Raw genomic sequence first — 17,511 nt, 5'->3', positions numbered from 1 at the left:
CACCATCGCGAAACTATTTCGACAGCCTTGGCGCAATAGGGACTTTACCGGTTCAGTAACAGCCTGCCAGAGTGCCGAACCAGCCATCCCACTCGTGCTCGTCCGTCCCAGAACGGAGCTGGTGCACATGAACCACCGGAAGACGCTCACCGGAACACTGCTGGCGGCCGCGCTCCTCGCGTCGGGCTGCACCGGCGGCGGGGGAAGCTCGAAGGGCGCCGACGCCGAGGCGGCGGACGACCCGACGCAGGTGTCCGGATCCATCACGGTCCTCACCCACCGGACGGACATCGTGCAGGACGGCACGATGAAGAAGTACGCCGACGCCTTCAACAAGACCTACCCGAAGGTGAAGGTGAAGTTCGACGCGATCACCGACTACGAGGCCGAAGTCAAGATCCGTATGAACACGGACAACTACGGCGACGTGCTCATGATCCCGGCCGTCATCAAGAAGAACGACTACCCCAAGTTCTTCGCCTCGCTGGGCACCCAGAAGGAACTCGGCAAGAAGTACCGCTTCACCGACTTCACCACCGTCGACGGCAAGGTCTACGGCCAGAGCCCGATGGGCGCGGCCCCCGGCTTCCTCTACAACAAGCGGATCTGGGCCGAGGCCGGCGTCACCGACTGGCCCACCACCCCGGCGGAGTTCCTCACCGCGCTGAAGGCCATCAAGTCCAGGACCGACGCCGTGCCGTACTACACCAACTTCGCCGCCCAGTGGCCGCTGAGCCAGTGGACCGCCGTGAACGGCTCGGTGAGCTGCGACACCGGGGCCACCACCAGACTCGCCGAGGGCAACCCGTGGGGCGAGGACGGCGAACTGCGCGTCGCCGACCGGCTGTTGTACGACATCGTGCACCAGAAGCTGATCGAGAAGGACCCGACGACCACCAACTGGGAGAACTCCAAGCCGGAGTTGGCCAAGGGCGAGATCGCGACGGCCTGGCTCGGCAGCTGGGCGGTCATCCAGTTCCGGCAGGCCGCCGAGAAGGCCGGCGCCGACCCCGACGACATCGGGTTCATGCCGTTCCCCGCCCGCGTCGACGGCAAGGCCTGCGCGACCGTCAACCCCGACTACAACCAAGCGGTCAGCATCCACTCCGAGCACAAGGCGGCGGCCCGCGCCTGGGTCGACTGGTTCACCGACAAGTCGGGCTACGCGCAGGACAACCTCTCGATCTCCACGCTCAAGGACGCCCCCCTGCCCGAGGTCCTGCAGCCGTACGAGGAACAGGGCGTCGAACTCATCGAACTCGACGACGCCGAGGGCGGAACGGTCAAGGAGATCGACAACGCCTCCGAGGTCGGCATCAACGCGCCCGCCTACCGACAGGAACTCGTCGACATCGCCCGGGGCGCCAAGGACGGGGACGTCGACGACTTCCTCGACGGCCTCGGCAAGCGCTGGACCGAGGCACAGAAGACCGTGGGGTCCTGATGCCCCCCGCGCGTACGACGGACTCCTCGCACGCGGTGAAGAAGGTGGCGCGGCCCTCCACGGCCGCGCCCCGGCCCCCCGCGCCCCGGCGCGCCCCCCGCGAGGTGCGCCTGTGGCGCGGGCTCACGCCCTGGCTCTTCCTGGCCGCCCCGCTGGCCCTGCTGATCACCTTCACCTACGCGCCGGTCGCCAACATGCTGGCGTACAGCTTCACCGACTGGGACGGCGTCAGCCCCGAACTGCACTACACCGGCGCCGACAACTACGTCGAGATCTTCACCCGCCCCGAGCTGTTCCAGGTCTTCTTCGTCAGCGGCTACTACCTCGCCGCGTCGGCCGTGCAGATCGTGCTGGCCCTCTACTTCGCGACGATCCTCAGCTTCAACGTCCGCTTCCGGAACCTCTTCAAGGGCGTCCTGTTCTTCCCGTACCTGATCAACGGGGTCGCGATCGGGTTCGTCTTCCTCTACTTCTTCCAGGACGGCGGCACCCTCGACTCGGTGCTGGCACTCTTCGGCCACGAGTCCGACCGCGCCTGGCTCGGCACGCAGACGTCCGCGAACATCTCCCTCGCGAGCGTCTCCGTCTGGCGCTACATGGGCCTGAACTTCGTGCTCTTCCTCGGCGCGATCCAGTCGATCCCGGGGGAGCTGTACGAGGCCGCCGAACTCGACGGCGCGGGCCGCTGGCACCAGTTCCGCTACATCATCGCGCCCGGCATCCGCCCGGTCCTGAGCCTGAGCGTGATCCTCTCGATCTCCGGCTCCCTGTCGGTCTTCGAGATCCCGTACATCATGACGGGCGGCGCCACCGGCACCGAGACCTTCGTGATCCAGACGGTGAAGCTGGCCTTCCAGTTCAACAAGACGGGCCTCGCGTCCGCCGCCGCGGTCGTCCTGCTGCTGATCATCCTGGCGGTGACGTGGCTGCAGCGCCGCCTGGTCCCCGACGACAGGGTGGACCTCGTATGACGACTCTGACGACCCCAACCCCGGTGACCCGCAGGCGAGTTGCCCGCACCCTCACCTATCTGTCCCTGGTCGGCGCGTCGGTCGTGGTCCTGCTGCCGCTCCTGGTGGTCCTGCTGACCTCGCTCAAGACCGAGCGGCAGATGGCGGACGACAGCGGCGCGCTCACCCTGCCCGACAGCTTCCTGAACCTCGGCAACTACGCGACGGCCTTCCGTGACGGCGAGATGCTCGCCGCCTTCGGCAACACGGCCCTCATCCTCGCCTTCGCCGTCACCGGCACGGTCGTCATCGGCTCGATGGCGGCCTACGCGATCGACCGCTTCACCTTCCGCTTCCGGAAACTGGTCGTCGCCCTGTTTCTCGTCGCCACCCTCGTCCCCGGCGTCACCACCCAGGTCGCGACCTTCCAGATCGTCGACAGCTTCGGCATGTTCGACACCCTCTGGGCCCCGATCGCCCTCTACATGGGCACCGACATCGTCTCGATCTACATCTTCCTGCAGTTCGTGCGGTCGATCCCGATCTCGCTGGACGAGGCCGCCCGCCTGGACGGCGCCAACGCCTTCACGATCTACCGGAAGGTCATCTTCCCGCTCCTCAAGCCCGCGATCGCCACGGTCGTCATCGTCAAGGGGATCACCGTCTACAACGACTTCTACATCCCCTTCCTCTACATGCCCTCCGACGACCTGGGCGTGATCTCCACGTCCCTCTTCCGCTTCAAGGGCCCCTTCGGCGCCCACTGGGAGACGATCTCGGCAGGAGCGGTCCTGGTGATCCTGCCGACCCTGATCGCCTTCCTGCTGCTGCAGAGGTTCATCTACAACGGCTTCATGAGGGGCGCGACGAAATAGCCACCGAGCGGGAGAGGGCCGCTCCCCGGGCGGCGCCTAGGCCTCTTTCGCCTTCGCCACCGCGGACATCGCCCCCACCAGCACCGGCGTCACCAGCTCCACCTGCCAGGCCCGCGCCCCGTACCCCGTGAGCACCGCGCTCACCGCCTCCGCGTCCAGCGACCTCGGCGGCTCCCAGCAGAGCCGCCGGACGGTGTCCGGGGTGATGAGGTTCTCCTGCGGCATGTTGAGCTGCTCGGCGAGCGCGGACACCCCGGCCCGCGCGGCGGACAGCCGGGCCGCCGCCGCGGGATCCTTGTCGGCCCAGGCCTTCGGCGGGGGCGGCCCGGTCACGGGCTGCCCGTGCGCCGGCAACGCCGAGTCCGGCAGCGCCCTGGCCCGGTCGACCGCCGCCTGCCACTGCTCCAGCTGACGCCGCCCCATCCGGTGGCCGAACCCGTTCAGCGCGGCCAAGGCCTGCGCGTTCACCGGCAGGGCCAGGGACGCCTCGACGATCGCCGCGTCGCTCAGCACCTTGCCCGGTGACACGTCCCGCCGCTGCGCGATGCGGTCCCGGGCCTCCCACATCTCCCGCACGACCGCCATCTGCCGCCGGCGCCGTACCTTGTGCATCCCGGACGTACGCCGCCACGGGTCCTTGCGGGGCTCCGCCGGCGGCGCGGAGGCGATCGCGTCGAACTCCTGGCGGGCCCACTCCAGTTTCCCCTGCCGGTCCAGCTCCTTCTCCAGGGCGTCCCGCAGGTCCACGAGGAGTTCCACGTCGAGCGCGGCGTACCGCAGCCAGGGCTCGGGCAGCGGGCGGGTCGACCAGTCGACCGCGGAGTGGCCCTTCTCCAGGACGTAGCCGAGCACGCCCTCGACCATCGCGCCGAGGCCGACCCGGGGGAACCCGGCGAGCCGCCCGGCCAGCTCGGTGTCGAAGATCCGGGTCGGGACCATGTCTATCTCGCGCAGACAGGGCAGGTCCTGCGTGGCCGCGTGGAGGACCCACTCCACGCCGGAGAGCGCCTCGCCGAGGCCGGAGAGGTCGGGGCAGGCGACGGGGTCGATGAGCGCGGTGCCCGCGCCCTCGCGGCGCAGCTGCACCAGGTAGGCGCGCTGACCGTAGCGGTAACCGGACGCGCGTTCGGCGTCCACGGCGACGGGGCCGGAGCCGGCGGCGAAGGCCGCGATCACCGCGGCGAGCGAGGACTCGTCGGCGATGACGGCCGGAATGCCGTCCCGGGGCTCCAGCAGAGGGATCGGCGCCCCCGCTTCAGAAGATCCGCCGTCGTCCGGAGGGGCGCCTCCGGTGGTTCGCAGGGTCTCGTCTGCTGCGGTCTCTTGGGCGTCGGTCACCTGTCAAGGGTATCTGTGTATGGACGAGGCCCGCCGACGGAACGTTCCGCCGACGGGCCGAGCAGGGGCGTAAACCAGTCACGTATCACACGTGTCAGTGAATGTTTCCGGCGAACCGGGAGAGGCCGGACGCCGGGCGACGATTCCGGTCCTTTCCGGCCGGGATGTCCTCGGTATCAGTGGATGATCCCGGTGCGCAGGGCCACCGCCACCATTCCGGCGCGGTCGCCGGTGCCGAGCTTGCGCGCGATTCGGGCCAAGTGGCTCTTGACCGTGAGCGCGGACAGGCCCATGGAGACGCCGATCGCCTTGTTCGACTGTCCCTCCGCGACCAGGCGCAGCACCTCGACCTCGCGGCCCGACAGCTCCCGGTAGCCGCCCGGGTGGCTCGGGGCTCCCGGGGGGCGGCGGTGCATACGGGCGGCGGAGCCGATGGGGGCGGCACCCGGGCGGGTGGGCAGTCCGATGTTGGTGCGGGTGCCGGTGACGACGTATCCCTTCACACCGCCCGCGAGGGCGTTGCGTACGGCGCCGATGTCGTCGGCCGCGGAGAGGGCGAGGCCGTTGGGCCACCCCGCCGCGCGGGTCTCGGAGAGGAGGGTGAGGCCGGAACCGTCCGGCAGGTGAACGTCCGCGACACAGATGTCACGGGGGTTGCCGACGCGGGGACGGGCCTCGGCGATGGACGAGGCCTCGATGACATCGCGGACCCCGAGGGCCCACAGGTGCCGGGTGACGGTGGACCGAACCCGTGGATCGGCCACCACCACCATCGCGGTCGGCTTGTTCGGACGGTAGGCGACCAGGCTTGCGGGCTGCTCGAGGAGAACGGACACCAGGCCTCCTGGGTGCGGGACGGGGGGCTGGTTCGCCGGACTCGTGGGGTCGAAGCCGGGACGAACCGTGCTTTCAAGGTCACAGAGGTCTTCGGCACCAAACCTCTGCTCCTTTAGAGAATGATCACGATTTAGTGAGTAACAATCCGTGCAATTCGGACACGTCTTCGATCATTCGAAGATCGAACGGGGTCGCTTCACGTCGATACAAGGCCGAAAGTGGCCGTATCGACAAAGTGATGGTTTCGATCGGCGTGGCGACGCGCACGGAAGAGGACCGTGCGCCCATGGCGCACGGTCCTCGGTTCCGCGAAGGGTCCTGGGGGCTCTCAGCGGGTCTGCGGCCCCCGCCGCTGCGGCAGCGTCACCACCGCCGCGTCCCCGGGGTCGACCGCCGGAGGCAGTCCCGCGATCTGGGCGAGCAGATCGCACCAGGAGGCGAGGTGCGCGGCGGTGTCGGGCACCCCGCCCAGCACCTCGCGCGGGGTCCATGACGCCCGGATCTCGATCTGCGACGCGGCCGGCCGCGTCGCCAGCCCGCCGAAGTAGTGCGAACTCGCCCGCGTCACCGTCCCGCTCGGCTCGCCGTACGACAGGCCCCGGGACTGCAGCGCGCCGGTCAGCCACGACCAGCAGACCTCCGGCAGCAGGGGGTCCGCCGCCATCTCGGGCTCCAACTCCGCCCGGACCAGCGTCACCAGCCGGAAGGTGCCCTGCCAGGCGTCGTGCCCGGCGGGGTCGTGCAGCAGCACCAGGCGCCCGTCGGCCAGGTCCTCGTCCCCCTCGACGACCGCGGCCTCCAGGGCGTACGCGTACGGGGCGAGCCGCTGGGGCGGTTTGGTCGACTCGATCTCGATCTCCGGCCGCAGCCGTGTGACCCGCAGCGCTTCGACGGCGGAGCGGAAGGGCTCCGGTGCCGCCTGACTCCCATCGCGCTCCCCCTCCTTCGCGTCGTCCATCCCGCCAGCGCCGTCCGACAGTCGTCCCTGAGCCGCAGCCATGCCGGAACAGTAAGGGGAACCGGGCCCCGGCGCAGGGCAAGACACCCGTGCGCTGGGTCACTGTCGCATCGCGCTCAGCGAACGGAGGCCGCCCCGCAGGCCGGGCGCGGTGACCGTGCGAGCGGGGGTCCCGGCCGGTGTCCCGGTTGTCCACAGCCCGGGCCGTCGGCGTCGGGGAGGCGTGCGAGACTTTGCCTCGTGAGTGCCAACGCCAGCCCCTCGGGCCACCAGCCGACCGCCACCCGCGACGCCGTCAAGGACTCCGCCTTCCTGAAGGCGTGCAGGCGTGAGCCCGTGCCGCACACACCGGTGTGGTTCATGCGGCAGGCGGGGCGCTCGCTCCCCGAGTACCTGAAGGTGCGCGAGGGCATCGGGATGCTGGACTCGTGCATGCGGCCGGAGCTGGTCACCGAGATCACCCTCCAGCCGGTCCGCCGGCACCACGTGGACGCGGCGATCTACTTCAGCGACATCGTCGTCCCCCTCAAGGCCATCGGCATCGACCTCGACATCAAGCCCGGCGTCGGCCCGGTCGTCGAGAAGCCGATCCGCACCCGCGCCGACCTCGCCCAGCTCCGCGACCTCACCCCCGAGGACGTCTCCTACGTCACCGAGGCCATCCGGCTGCTCACCGCCGAGCTGGGCGAGACCCCCCTCATCGGCTTCGCCGGCGCCCCCTTCACCCTCGCCAGCTATCTCGTCGAGGGCGGCCCGTCCCGCACCTACGAGAACGCCAAGGCGATGATGTACGGCGACCCCGAGCTGTGGGCCGACCTGCTCGACCGCCTCGCCGGGATCACGTCCGCGTTCCTCAGGGTCCAGATCGAGGCGGGCGCCTCGGCCGTCCAGCTGTTCGACTCCTGGGCCGGCGCCCTCGCCCCGGCGGACTACCGCCGCTCGGTGCTCCCCGCCTCCGCGAAGGTCTTCGAGGCCGTCGCCGGGTACGGCGTCCCGCGCATCCACTTCGGCGTCGGCACCGGTGAGCTGCTGGGCCTCATGGGCGAGGCCGGCGCGGACGTCGTCGGCGTCGACTGGCGCGTCCCGCTCGACGAGGCCGCCCGCCGTGTCGGCCCCGGCAAGGCGCTCCAGGGGAACCTGGACCCGACCGTCCTGTTCGCCGGCACGGAGGCCGTCGAGACCAAGACCCGCGAGGTCCTCGACGCCGCCGCCGGTCTGGAGGGCCACGTCTTCAACCTCGGCCACGGCGTCATGCCCAGCACGGACCCGGACGCCCTGACCCGCCTCGTGGACTACGTCCACACGCGGACGGCGAAGTAGTACCCCGGCTCACCAGCCCGGCCGCGCCCGCCTGCCGAACAGCAGGCCGCGCGGCTCGGGCGGGGGCGGGGTGCCGGGGCGCAGCGGCCAGGCCAGCAGCATGCCCGCGACGAAACCGACGAGATGGGCCGCGTACGCCACCGTGCCGATGTCGGAGACGCCCTCGCCGGAGGAGTAGAACGCCTGGAGCATGAACCAGAAGCCCAGTACCAGCCAGGCGGGCAGTCTCAGGGGCAGGAAGATCAGGAAGGGGACGAGAACCCACACCCTGGCCTTCGGATAGAGCACGAGATAGGCGCCGAGCACGCCGGCGATCGCCCCGGAGGCGCCGATCAGCGGGTCCGCCGAGTCGGGGTGCGCCAGGGCGTACCCGTAGGTGGCCGCGTATCCGCAGGCCGCGTAGAAGAGCGCGAAGCGCACGGGGCCCAGCCGGTCCTCGATGTTGTTGCCGAAGATCATCAGGAACAGCATGTTGCCCAGCAGGTGCAGCCAGCCGGAGTGCAGGAACAGCGCGGACAGGACGGACAGCGCGGGCGACTTGTCGTAGCCCGGCGGGCCCAGCGCGCAGCCGCCGGACGGGGCGAGTTCGCCGGTGGGCACCAGGCGCGGCAGCTGATGCCGGATCAACTCCTGCGGCATCGCCGCGTACTGCTCCAGGAACGCCTGGGTGTGGCACAGCCGGGCCGGCTCGCCGTCACCCGGCATGGAGCCGGCCAGCGCCGGCATGAAGACGAAGACGAAGACGTTCGCGGCGATCAGCGCGTAGGTCACGTAGGGCGTGCGGCTCACGGGGTTCACGTCGTGCACGGGGATGACCACACCGGACTTGTGCCCGGGATGGGGGGCCGGAATCAGTGCCACCGGCGGCGACGCGCCCCTCGGCCCCGGTGCCGGTGAACGTGCGGGGCGGGTGGTGCGTATGACTCCTCAACCGCGGATCTACGTGAGGAACAGGCGATGAACGACCGAGTTACCCCGGCGATGCACGCCACCCCCGATGGTGAGGCCGAGATCTCGCTGGTGGTGCGGCTGCCCTGGGAAGACGTCGCGGCGCTCGGCCAGGAGGCCGGGCGGCTGGCGGCGCGGATGCAGCGGCCGGTGACCCTGGACGAGGCGGTCAGTCATCGACTGCGCTCGGCCCGGCCGGCGGCCGCGCACGCGAAGCCGGCCACGGCGCAGGCCACCGCGCCCGCCGCGATGACGTCCTCCGCCTCCGTGTCCTCCCTGCCGGCCCGGCCGCCGGCGGAGCAGGCCCGGCAGGCCATCGACCGGATCACCGGCACGTCGGCCGTGTGACGGGATGCCCGCTCCCCGGGAAGCAGGGGGCGCGGCCCCGCCGGCCCGGGGCGCTCATCGCCTCAGGCGCTCGACCTCACCGCCGTCACGGCCTTTCTCGCCGCCACCAGGATCGGATCCCACACCGGCGAGAAGGGCGGGGCGTAGCCGAGGTCCAGGGCGGTCATCTGCTCCACCGTCATCCCCGCCGTGAGGGCCACCGCCGCGACGTCGACGCGCTTTCCCGCGCCCTCCCGGCCGACGATCTGGACGCCGAGGAGCCGCCCGGTGCGGCGTTCGGCGAGCATCTTCACCGTCATCGGGGCGGCGCCGGGGTAGTACCCGGCGCGGCTGGTGGACTCGATGGTGACGGCCACGTACCGCAGGCCGGCCCGGTCGGCGTCCTTCTCGCGGAGGCCGGTGCGGGCGATCTCCAGGTCGCAGACCTTGCTGACGGCGGTGCCGACCACGCCGGGGAAGGTGGCGTAGCCGCCGCCGGCGTTGGCGCCGATGACCTGGCCGTGCTTGTTGGCGTGGGTGCCGAGCGGGATGTGGCGCAGGCTGCCGGAGACCAGGTCGAGGACCTCGACGCAGTCGCCCCCGGCCCAGATGTTCTCGTGCCCCCGGACCCGCATGGCCAGGTCGGTCAGCAGGCCGCCGTGGTCGCCCAGCGGCAGGCCCGCCGCCTTCGCCAGCTCCGTCTCCGGGCGGACGCCGATGCCGAGGACCACCACGTCCGCCGGGTACTCGGCGTCCTTGGTGGCGACCGCGCGGACCCGGCCGTCGGCGCCGGTGCGCAGGGCGGTGACCTCGGCGTCGTCGACCATCGTGATGCCGAGGCCCGTCATGGCCTGGTGCACCAGCCGGCCCATGTCCGGGTCGAGGGTGGACATGGGCTCACCGCTCCGGTTGACGACCGTGACCTCGTACCCCCGGTTGATGAGGGCCTCGGCCATCTCCACGCCGATGTAGCCCGCGCCGACGACCACGGCCCGGCGGCCCTCGGTGGCGGACAGGGTGTCCAGGAGGGCCTGGCCGTCGTCCAGGGTCTGCACGCCGTGCACTCCCGGGGCGTCGACACCGGGCAGACCGGGGCGGATCGGCCGGGCGCCGGTCGCGATGACGAGCTTGTCGTACGAGGTCCATGACTCGGTGCCCGAGTCCAGGTCCCGCGCACGCACGCGGGCGCCCTCGACATCGATCTCCACGACCTCCGTGCGCATCCGCAGATCGATGTCGCGGGCCCGGTGCTCCTCGGGCGAGCGGGCGATGAGCCGGTCCCGTTCGGGGACGTCGCCGCCCACCCAGTAGGGGATGCCGCACGCCGAGAACGAGGTGAAGTGGCCCCGCTCGAACGCCACGATCTCCAGCTCCCCGGGCCCCCGCAGCCGACGGGCCTGCGACGCGGCGGACATGCCCGCCGCGTCGCCCCCGACGACCACCAGGCGTTCCCGTGAACGTTCCTCAGTACGGCTCATGTTCATGGGAACACGCTACGGGGGCCCGGCATTTCGGCATCGCGCGGTCGTCAGTCCTGCCCCTGTCCCTCCCTCCGCCCCGGCTCCTGCCCCGGCTCCTCCTTCGTGTCCGGCGCCGCGGCCGGGAGCGAGCCTGCGGTGCCCGCCGACGCCGCCGCCGGAGCGGGCCGGCGGGAGCGGGTGAGGCGGAGCCACAGGAACACCAGGACGGCGGTGGCCACCGCGAAGGGGAGGATCGCGGCGAGGGCCATGGCCAGCCAGCGGAACACGGCGACGAACGCGTTCCAGCCGCCCGCGAGCGCGTCCAGGAAGCCGGGCTCGTCGTCGGCCTTGTCGGCCTTCTTCACCGCGGTCTCGGACAGGGACAACGTGATGGTGGCGAGGCTCGTACGGTCCTTCAGCGACTTCTGCCGGCCCAACAGGGACTCCAGGTCGGCCTGCCGGCTGCTCAGCTCGCCCTCCAGGGTGACCACGTCGCTGAGCTTGCCCGCCCGGTCCATCAGCTCACGGATCCGGGCGACGCTCGCCCGCTGCGTCCTGATCCGGCTCTCCACGTCGACGACCTGGTCGGTGACGTCCTCGGCCTTCGTCTTCCGTTCGACCAGCGTGCCGGTGCCCTCCAGTTCGCCGAGGACCTGCTCGTACTTCTCGGACGGCACGCGCAGGACGACCCGGGTGCGTTCACGGTCCTTGCCGTCACGGGTCGTGGACTCGCTGCCCACGAACCCGCCCACGGTCTCCACGGCGGTACGGGCCTCGTCCAGGGCCTTCGGTACGTCCTTCACCCGTACGGTCAGGGTGGCGGTGCGGATGATGTGGCTGGGCGCGATCTCGACCGGCGCGTCGGCGGCGCCTCCGTCGCTCTGGCTGCGGGCGCCGCTCTCGTCGTTCAGGGCGCCCTCCTGCCGGGCGGACGTGTCCATCTTGCTGTCGGAAGCCGCCTCGCCGCCGGAGGCGCTGTCCCGGGCGTCGGAGCAGCCCGTGAGCGCCAGGGCTCCCGCGAGGAACAGCGCGGCGAGAGCCCCCGCGGGCCGCCGGGAACGTCGTACGTGTGTGTGGGCCATTGCGGCGTACCCCCCGAGGGTCGTGGCAGGCGTGGGTCCGCCCGCACTGCTGACGACTCTTCGACGCCGGAGGGGCCCGGAACGTTGGGGGGCGTCGGTCCCGAAGCGGTCACGGTCGGGACTCGGCGGGGCCACAGGGGCGGACGGGCCCGGAACGGGGGCGGGGTCGGGACCGGCGCCATGACTGTCAGTGACATCTGAGAGGGTGGAGCCATGAGCGGATCACGGACGGACGTCGGGCGCGACGCCGGGCATGTCGTCGTCATCGGGGCCGGGATCGCGGGGCTGGCCGCGGCGCACGGGCTGCTGGACCGGGGCGCGAGAGTGACCGTCCTGGAGGCCACGGACAGAGTCGGCGGCAAGCTGCTCCCCGGCGAGATCGCGGGCGCGCGCGTCGACCTCGGCGCCGAGTCGATCCTGGCCCGCCGCCCCGAAGCCGTCGCCCTCGCGCGTGAGGTCGGTCTCGCCGACCGGCTCCAGCCGCCGGCCACCGCCTCCGCCGCCCTCTGGACCCGGGGTGCCCTGCGGCCGATGCCCAAGGGACACGTCATGGGCGTCCCCGGCACCGCGTCCGCGCTCTCCGGGGTCCTGTCCGACGAGGGCCTCGCCCGGATCGAGCGCGACGCCGACCTGCCCCGCACCGAGGTCGGCGACGACGTGGCGGTCGGGGAGTACGTGGCCGCCCGCCTCGGCCGCGAGGTCGTCGACCGCCTGGTGGAACCCCTGCTCGGCGGTGTCTACGCGGGCGACGCGTACCGCATCTCGATGCGCTCGGCCGTCCCGCAGCTCTTCCAGGCGGCCCGGACCCACACCTCCCTCACCGAGGCCGTCCGGGGCATCCAGGAGCGCGCCGCCGCCGCCGGGCAGACCGGACCGGTGTTCATGGGCATCGAGGGCGGGATCGGGCAACTGCCGCTCGCCGTCGCCGAGTCGGTGCGGGCGCGGGGCGCCGACATCCGCACCCGGACGCCCGTGGCGGAGCTGCGCCGGGAGGCCTCCGGCGGCTGGCGCGTCGTCACCGGCGGTCCGGGCGGCGGCGGTGAGGACCGCGTCCTGCGCGCCGACGCGGTCGTCGTGGCGGTCCCCGCCCCGGCCGCCGCCGGGCTGCTCCGCGCCGAGGCCCCCGAGGCCGCCGCCGAACTGTCGGGCGTGGAGTACGCCTCGATGGCCCTGGTCACCCTCGCCTACCCCCGGGCCGGCCTCACCCTCCCCGCGGGCAGCGGCTTCCTGGTGCCGCCGGTCGACGGCCGCACGATCAAGGCGTCGACGTTCTCCTCCCACAAGTGGGGCTGGATCGCCGACGAGAACCCGGACCTGCTGATCCTGCGCACCTCGGTCGGCCGGTACGGCGAGACGGCGATCCTGGACCACGACGACGACCGTCTCGTGGACGTGTCGAGGACCGACCTGCGCGAGGCCACCGGCCTGACCGCCACCCCCGTCGCGACCCGCGTCACCCGCTGGGACGACGGCCTGCCCCAGTACCCGGTCGGCCACCACGCGCGCGTGGCCCGCGTCCGCGAGCACCTCGGCAAGCTGCCCGGCCTCGCGGTCTGCGGCGCGGCGTACGACGGCGTCGGCATCCCGGCCTGCGTCGCGAGCGCATCCGCCGCCGTGGACCAGATCCACGGCGACCTGCGCGCGGTGCGGGACCTCACCGCCGACCCGGTGCAGAGCCTGCACGGCGGAGCGGGAGAATAGGGCCATGAGTGACGTCGCCCCCTCCACCGAGCCCGGCCGGATCCCCAACAAGGGCAAGCTGGCCAAGGACCTCAACGAGGTCATCCGCTACACCCTGTGGTCCGTCTTCCGGCTGAAGGACGTGCTGCCGGAGGACCGCACCGGTTACGCCGACGAGGTCCAGGACCTGTTCGACCAGCTCGCCGCGAAGGACGTGACCGTCCGCGGCACGTACGACGTGTCGGGCCTGCGCGCCGACGCCGACCTCATGATCTGGTGGCACGCCGAGACCGCCGACCAGCTCCAGGAGGCGTACAACCTCTTCCGCCGCACCCGGCTGGGCCGCGCGCTCACCCCGGTGTGGTCGAACATGGCGCTGCACCGCCCCGCCGAGTTCAACCGCTCGCACATCCCGGCGTTCCTCGCCGACGAGACGCCCCGCGACTACGTCAGCGTCTACCCCTTCGTGCGCTCCTACGACTGGTACCTGCTGCCCGACGAGGACCGCCGCCGCATGCTCGCCGACCACGGCAAGATGGCCCGCGGCTACCCGGACGTCCGCGCCAACACGGTCGCGTCGTTCTCGCTGGGCGACTACGAGTGGATGCTCGCCTTCGAGGCCGACGAGCTGTACCGCATCGTCGACCTCATGCGGCATCTGCGTGCCTCGGAGGCCCGGATGCACGTCCGCGAGGAGGTCCCGTTCTACACGGGCCGCAGGAAGTCGGTGGCCGAGCTGGTGGCGGGCCTGGCGTAGGTCCCGCGAGGAGCGCGGGGCCGTCGCGGCGGTGGCCCCGCGGCGCGGGCGGTCAGCCCCTGACGGCCCGCGGTGTCCCGGCGGCCCGGCCCCGCGAGGCGCTGGGCTCCGGACGCGGCGCGCAGGCCGCGCGCCGCTCCGGCAGCCGCCCCTCCAGCAGATACGCCTCCAGATGGCCGTTGACGCACTTGTTGGTTCCCCAGGCCACCCCGTGGTTACCGGCGTCCCGCTCGGTCACCAGCACCGACCCCCACAGGCGCCGGTGCAGTTCGAGCGCCCCGTCGTACGGCGTCGCCGCGTCCCGCTCGGCCGCGAGGATCAGCGTGGGCGGCAGCTCACCGGGCCCGGTCCGCACGTCGAGCGGCTGCTGACGCGGCCCCTTCCAGTACGCGCACGGCAGGTTCGTCCACACGTTGTCCCAGGTCTCGAAGGGCGCGGTGCGCGCGAGCCGCGTGTTGTCGCGGTCCCAGACCTGCCACTCGGTGGGCCAGGGCCCGTCGTTGCACTCGACGGCCGTGTAGACGGCGCTCGTGTTCTCCTGCTCGACGGCCGCCTCCGGATACGGGCCGGCGATCTGCACCAGCGGCTTCGGGTCGCCCTTCAGATACGCGGAGAGGGCCAGGGCACGCTGCGGCCAGAGGTCGTCGTGGTACGCGGCCTGGAGGAACGCGCCCTGCAGCTGCCCCGGTCCCACCTTGCCGCCGGCGGGCCGGGCCGCCAGCCGCGCCGCCGCCCGCTCGTAGCTCCGCAGCACCTTCTCCGAGGTGTCGCCCAGCCCGTACACCGTGTGGTGCCGGGCGGCCCAGGACCGGAAGTCCGCCCAGCGACCCTCGAAGGCGGCCGACTGATCGAGGTTGTTGCGGTACCAGATCTGCTCGGGGTCCGGGTTCACCACCGAGTCGAAGACCATCCGGCGTACGTGGGAGGGGAACAGCGACGCGTACAGCGCGCCGAAGTACGTCCCGTACGACGCCCCCACGAACGTCAGCCGCGGCTCGCGGAGCGCGGCGCGCAGGACGTCGAGGTCCCGGGCGTTGTTGAGGGAGTGGTAGTGCCGCAGCGCGCTTCCGCCCCGCCGCGCGCACTCCCGCGCGAACTCCTCGGCCTGTGCGATCCGTTCCTTCTTGTACGCCTCCGAAGGGTGCGTCGGCGCCGGTGAGGGCCCGTAATGCAGCCGCTCGGGGTCCCGGCAGGACAGCGGCGCCGACCGGCCGACCCCGCGCGGGGCGTACCCGACGAGGTCGTACGCGGCGCCGAGCCGTTTCCATTCCGGGAGGTGACCGAGGAGCGGGAAGAACATCCCTGAGGCGCCGGGGCCGCCGGGGTTGAAGACGAGCGCCCCCTGCCGGGCGACCTTCTTCCCCTGGGCGTCCTTGCCCGTGGCCCGGATCCGGCTGACGGTCAGCGCGATCCGTCTGCCGTCGGGGTGGGCGTAGTCGAGCGGCACCTCGACCGTCCCGCAGCGCACCCCGTCCGGCAGCCCCTCCACCGCCGGACACTTCCCGAACCGGATGCCCTCGGCCGCGGCCCGCTCCGCCACCCGGCCGGTGAGCGTGTCCCCCGCGGCCGGGGGAGCGGCGAGGCCGCTCAGCAGCAGCACCGCCGCGGCGGTCACGTGGAGAACGGCAGCCCGCATGGCGAATCCCTCCGAAGCACGACAGCGACACAGGGATGTTTGGTGCGAAAGAGGGTGAATGTAAAGCACCGTCGGACGGTGTCGGCGAGGCGTGCCCCTACGGTGTCACCGCTGTTCGAACGCCGCCCGTAACTCGGGGGACTCCACGGCCCCCACCCCCCGGACGGCCACCGAGACGAGGTCCGGGACGTCGCTCCCGCCCCGGCCCACCACGGCCTTCAGCACCCGCATCCCCTCCGGCGACGCCCACCGCGTGCCCGACGGCCCCTCGACCCGGGCGATGACGAGGCAGCTGAGCGTCAGCACCAGCGGCAGCGCGAACCACAGCGCCACCAGCGCACGGTGTTCGGCGAACTCCTGCGCGGGCAGCGTCGACGCCAGCGCCCCGAGGCCGCACACGCCGAGTGCCGCGCCCCGTACCTGGGTGACCGCGTCGGCGACCCCCGTCCGCGCGGCGTCCGGCACGGCCAGTCCCGCCGCGACGAGCCGGTCGGAGAGGTGCCGTACGGACTCGGCGGCCGCGGCTCTCCGGCGTACGGGCGCGATCCGGGACTGTCCGCCGGGGCCTATCGCGCCTATGACGGCGCGTTCCATCTCGTCCCGGCCGTCCGGGTCCACGACGGTCGCCCAGCCGGTGTGGGCCAGCAGGATCCGGCGCCGGCAGGCCATGGAGACGAGGGTGAGGTCGGCGACGCGCGCCGGGCCGCCGGACAGGAACGCCGCTTCGTACAGCGTGAGCCGGTGGCAGTGGTGGACGCGGTCCGCGGGGACGTCGTCGACGGCGGCCGCCGCCCGCAGCGAGGCCAGGCACAGTCGGGCACAGGACACGCCGGCGGCGGCCCAGGCCAGGAGGAGGAAGAGAACCCAGAGCATGGCGTGTTTCTACGCGCCGGCCCGGACCCGCGGCGGGCGATGTACGGAATCCGGAGGGAAGCTTCCCGGTCTCGTTCGTTCGTACGCCGTTACGGCCCGCAATTGCCAGGCCGCCGGTGGCATCCCGGAGCGATCCGGGGTGCTAGCCGTCGTCCGACGGCCCGTTGGCGGCCGGCGGCAGGGTGTAGACCGACGGGGACGGGGAGGGCGTCACCGGGATCGGCGAGCCTGGGTCGTTCGGTGCGGCGGGCGGGGCCGGGGAGCCGGTGAGGGGCGGGGCGCTCGCGGAGACGGTGTCGCGGGCGATCGCGTCGTAGTCGACGAGCCCGGTGGCCTCCAGGACCGTGATGTGGTCCAGGACGGTGGTGTTGGCGTCGTCGGCGAGGGCGCGGACCAGTGAGTTGCGGGTGGTGGCGCGGACCTGGGCGACCACGGAGAAGACCCTGCCGTGCGCCAGGCGCAGGATGTTCGCGAACTCCCGGTCGTAGGTCTCGCCCCGCGCCGCGTCCAGGGTGGTCAGCCACGCCTTCTGCTGGTCGTTCGGCTGGTTGGGCAGCGGCAGGTTCAGGCGCGCGGCGACATCGCGGACACGGGCGTCGAGGAAGGTGTGCCCCTCGATGAGGTGCTCACCGGCGGTCCGTACGGCCGCGGTGGTGCCCTTCGTCTCGGCCTGCTGTCCGGCGGGCAGCTCCCACAGGCCGGCCAGCCTGACCTTCGTGATGAAGTCCCGGTCCAGGGCGGACAGCGGGCCGTACCGCGTCGTCATGGTGGTCGCGTTGAGCACGCTGACGTCGGTGCCGGAGCGGTCCGCGTACGACCAGACCGGGAAGACCAGTGCGATGAGCGTCGCCGTCAGTCCGGCGACGATGAGTCCTGTGCCACTGAAAAGTCCCCCTCTGCCCCTGGTGGTTCGCATGGTGCCTCCTGCTCGCGGCACCGCGCGCTCATGCGCGACGGGTGCTGCTCGGCCTACGCACCGGTATGTTACTGCCCGGTCGCGTCAACCGCCGTATGCGGAGGAATGGT

The 17,511-nt window shown here is 72.1% G+C and carries 16 protein-coding genes; 7 read left to right on the top strand and 9 right to left on the bottom strand.

The genetic code is table 11. The annotated features are described in order from the left end of the window. Nucleotides 1–127: 127 nt before the first annotated feature. The 3 genes from ACWCRJ_RS22015 to ACWCRJ_RS22005 are packed head-to-tail and all read left to right on the top strand — an operon-like array spanning nt 128 to nt 3,269. Nucleotides 128–1,444: an ABC transporter substrate-binding protein gene (locus ACWCRJ_RS22015; protein WP_450940859.1), complete on the top strand. Its 1,317-nt coding sequence runs from the start codon at nt 128–130 to the stop codon at nt 1,442–1,444. Beyond that, complete coding sequence (locus tag ACWCRJ_RS22010) at nt 1,444–2,415, top strand: carbohydrate ABC transporter permease (protein ID WP_450940858.1); 972 nt, start codon at nt 1,444–1,446, stop codon at nt 2,413–2,415. Before ACWCRJ_RS22015 ends, ACWCRJ_RS22010 begins: the two co-directional genes overlap by 1 nt. After that, on the top strand, nt 2,412–3,269 hold the full coding sequence (locus tag ACWCRJ_RS22005) for a carbohydrate ABC transporter permease (RefSeq protein ID WP_450940857.1): 858 nt from the start codon (nt 2,412–2,414) through the stop codon (nt 3,267–3,269). The genes ACWCRJ_RS22010 and ACWCRJ_RS22005 overlap by 4 nt, the downstream gene beginning before the upstream one ends. Nucleotides 3,270–3,305: 36 nt before the next feature. Here the strand turns inward: ACWCRJ_RS22005 and ACWCRJ_RS22000 are convergent, their stop codons facing one another. The 3 genes from ACWCRJ_RS22000 to ACWCRJ_RS21990 form a co-directional block, all read right to left on the bottom strand. Further along, on the bottom strand, nt 3,306–4,607 hold the full coding sequence (locus ACWCRJ_RS22000) for an HRDC domain-containing protein (RefSeq protein ID WP_450940856.1): 1,302 nt from the start codon (nt 4,605–4,607) through the stop codon (nt 3,306–3,308). 176 nt (nt 4,608–4,783) lie between these two features. Continuing rightward, on the bottom strand, nt 4,784–5,443 hold the full coding sequence (locus tag ACWCRJ_RS21995) for a helix-turn-helix transcriptional regulator (protein WP_033529424.1): 660 nt from the start codon (nt 5,441–5,443) through the stop codon (nt 4,784–4,786). A 329-nt stretch (nt 5,444–5,772) separates the two neighbouring features. Then, entirely contained in the window at nt 5,773–6,402 is a 630-nt protein-coding gene (locus ACWCRJ_RS21990; protein ID WP_050398061.1) for a DUF3000 domain-containing protein, read from the bottom strand. 240 nt (nt 6,403–6,642) lie between these two features. On the opposite strand from ACWCRJ_RS21990, the gene hemE reads away from it, so the two are divergent. Further along, nucleotides 6,643–7,722, top strand: coding sequence for a uroporphyrinogen decarboxylase (gene hemE / locus ACWCRJ_RS21985; RefSeq protein WP_450940855.1), 1,080 nt, complete (start codon nt 6,643–6,645; stop codon nt 7,720–7,722). Between the two features lie 9 nt (nt 7,723–7,731). Here the strand turns inward: hemE and ACWCRJ_RS21980 are convergent, their stop codons facing one another. Next, on the bottom strand, nt 7,732–8,541 hold the full coding sequence (locus ACWCRJ_RS21980; protein ID WP_450940907.1) for a rhomboid family intramembrane serine protease: 810 nt from the start codon (nt 8,539–8,541) through the stop codon (nt 7,732–7,734). A gap of 138 nt (nt 8,542–8,679) precedes the next feature. Between ACWCRJ_RS21980 and ACWCRJ_RS21975 the strand changes: the two genes are divergently transcribed. After that, nucleotides 8,680–9,018, top strand: coding sequence for a hypothetical protein (locus tag ACWCRJ_RS21975; protein ID WP_450940854.1), 339 nt, complete (start codon nt 8,680–8,682; stop codon nt 9,016–9,018). A gap of 62 nt (nt 9,019–9,080) precedes the next feature. On the opposite strand, the gene ACWCRJ_RS21970 is transcribed toward ACWCRJ_RS21975, so the two are convergent. Both ACWCRJ_RS21970 and ACWCRJ_RS21965 read right to left on the bottom strand, forming a co-directional pair. Continuing rightward, complete coding sequence (locus tag ACWCRJ_RS21970; protein ID WP_450940853.1) at nt 9,081–10,481, bottom strand: FAD-dependent oxidoreductase; 1,401 nt, start codon at nt 10,479–10,481, stop codon at nt 9,081–9,083. 44 nt (nt 10,482–10,525) lie between these two features. Beyond that, complete coding sequence (locus tag ACWCRJ_RS21965) at nt 10,526–11,539, bottom strand: DUF4349 domain-containing protein (RefSeq protein WP_450940852.1); 1,014 nt, start codon at nt 11,537–11,539, stop codon at nt 10,526–10,528. A 213-nt stretch (nt 11,540–11,752) separates the two neighbouring features. Between ACWCRJ_RS21965 and hemG the strand changes: the two genes are divergently transcribed. Together hemG and hemQ are read left to right on the top strand one after the other, a co-directional pair. After that, nucleotides 11,753–13,240: a protoporphyrinogen oxidase gene (gene hemG, locus ACWCRJ_RS21960; protein WP_450940851.1), complete on the top strand. Its 1,488-nt coding sequence runs from the start codon at nt 11,753–11,755 to the stop codon at nt 13,238–13,240. Between the two features lie 4 nt (nt 13,241–13,244). After that, nucleotides 13,245–13,976 carry a hydrogen peroxide-dependent heme synthase gene (hemQ, locus tag ACWCRJ_RS21955; protein WP_450940850.1) on the top strand — a complete coding sequence of 244 codons (732 nt, stop codon included), beginning with the start codon at nt 13,245–13,247 and terminating at the stop codon, nt 13,974–13,976. Between the two features lie 52 nt (nt 13,977–14,028). Here hemQ and ACWCRJ_RS21950 read toward each other — a convergent pair whose 3' ends face one another. The 3 genes from ACWCRJ_RS21950 to ACWCRJ_RS21940 form a co-directional block, all read right to left on the bottom strand. Beyond that, nucleotides 14,029–15,612, bottom strand: coding sequence for an alpha/beta hydrolase (locus ACWCRJ_RS21950; protein ID WP_450940849.1), 1,584 nt, complete (start codon nt 15,610–15,612; stop codon nt 14,029–14,031). 105 nt (nt 15,613–15,717) lie between these two features. Further along, on the bottom strand, nt 15,718–16,485 hold the full coding sequence (locus ACWCRJ_RS21945; protein ID WP_450940848.1) for a TIGR04222 domain-containing membrane protein: 768 nt from the start codon (nt 16,483–16,485) through the stop codon (nt 15,718–15,720). Between the two features lie 142 nt (nt 16,486–16,627). Next, a complete protein-coding gene (locus ACWCRJ_RS21940; protein WP_450940847.1) occupies nt 16,628–17,401 on the bottom strand; it encodes a DUF4142 domain-containing protein in 774 nt (257 codons plus the stop codon). Nucleotides 17,402–17,511: the final 110 nt, after the last annotated feature.

The sequence above is a fragment of the Streptomyces sp. NPDC002324 genome (assembly GCF_053593335.1).
The sequence above is the reverse complement of the archived record's forward strand: the minus strand, read 5'-3'. Positions and strand labels throughout refer to the sequence as shown.

Coding starts and splice junctions, on each gene's coding strand:
- ACWCRJ_RS22015 (WP_450940859.1), top strand. CDS start 128: ATGAACCACCGGAAGACGCTCACCGGAACACTGCTGGCGGCCGCGCTC.
- ACWCRJ_RS22010 (WP_450940858.1), top strand. CDS start 1,444: ATGCCCCCCGCGCGTACGACGGACTCCTCGCACGCGGTGAAGAAGGTG.
- ACWCRJ_RS22005 (WP_450940857.1), top strand. CDS start 2,412: ATGACGACTCTGACGACCCCAACCCCGGTGACCCGCAGGCGAGTTGCC.
- ACWCRJ_RS21990 (WP_050398061.1), bottom strand. CDS start 6,402: ATGGACGACGCGAAGGAGGGGGAGCGCGATGGGAGTCAGGCGGCACCG.
- ACWCRJ_RS21975 (WP_450940854.1), top strand. CDS start 8,680: ATGAACGACCGAGTTACCCCGGCGATGCACGCCACCCCCGATGGTGAG.
- ACWCRJ_RS21970 (WP_450940853.1), bottom strand. CDS start 10,481: ATGAACATGAGCCGTACTGAGGAACGTTCACGGGAACGCCTGGTGGTC.
- ACWCRJ_RS21965 (WP_450940852.1), bottom strand. CDS start 11,539: ATGGCCCACACACACGTACGACGTTCCCGGCGGCCCGCGGGGGCTCTC.
- hemG (WP_450940851.1), top strand. CDS start 11,753: ATGAGCGGATCACGGACGGACGTCGGGCGCGACGCCGGGCATGTCGTC.
- hemQ (WP_450940850.1), top strand. CDS start 13,245: ATGAGTGACGTCGCCCCCTCCACCGAGCCCGGCCGGATCCCCAACAAG.
- ACWCRJ_RS21950 (WP_450940849.1), bottom strand. CDS start 15,612: ATGCGGGCTGCCGTTCTCCACGTGACCGCCGCGGCGGTGCTGCTGCTG.
- ACWCRJ_RS21945 (WP_450940848.1), bottom strand. CDS start 16,485: ATGCTCTGGGTTCTCTTCCTCCTCCTGGCCTGGGCCGCCGCCGGCGTG.
- ACWCRJ_RS21940 (WP_450940847.1), bottom strand. CDS start 17,401: ATGCGAACCACCAGGGGCAGAGGGGGACTTTTCAGTGGCACAGGACTC.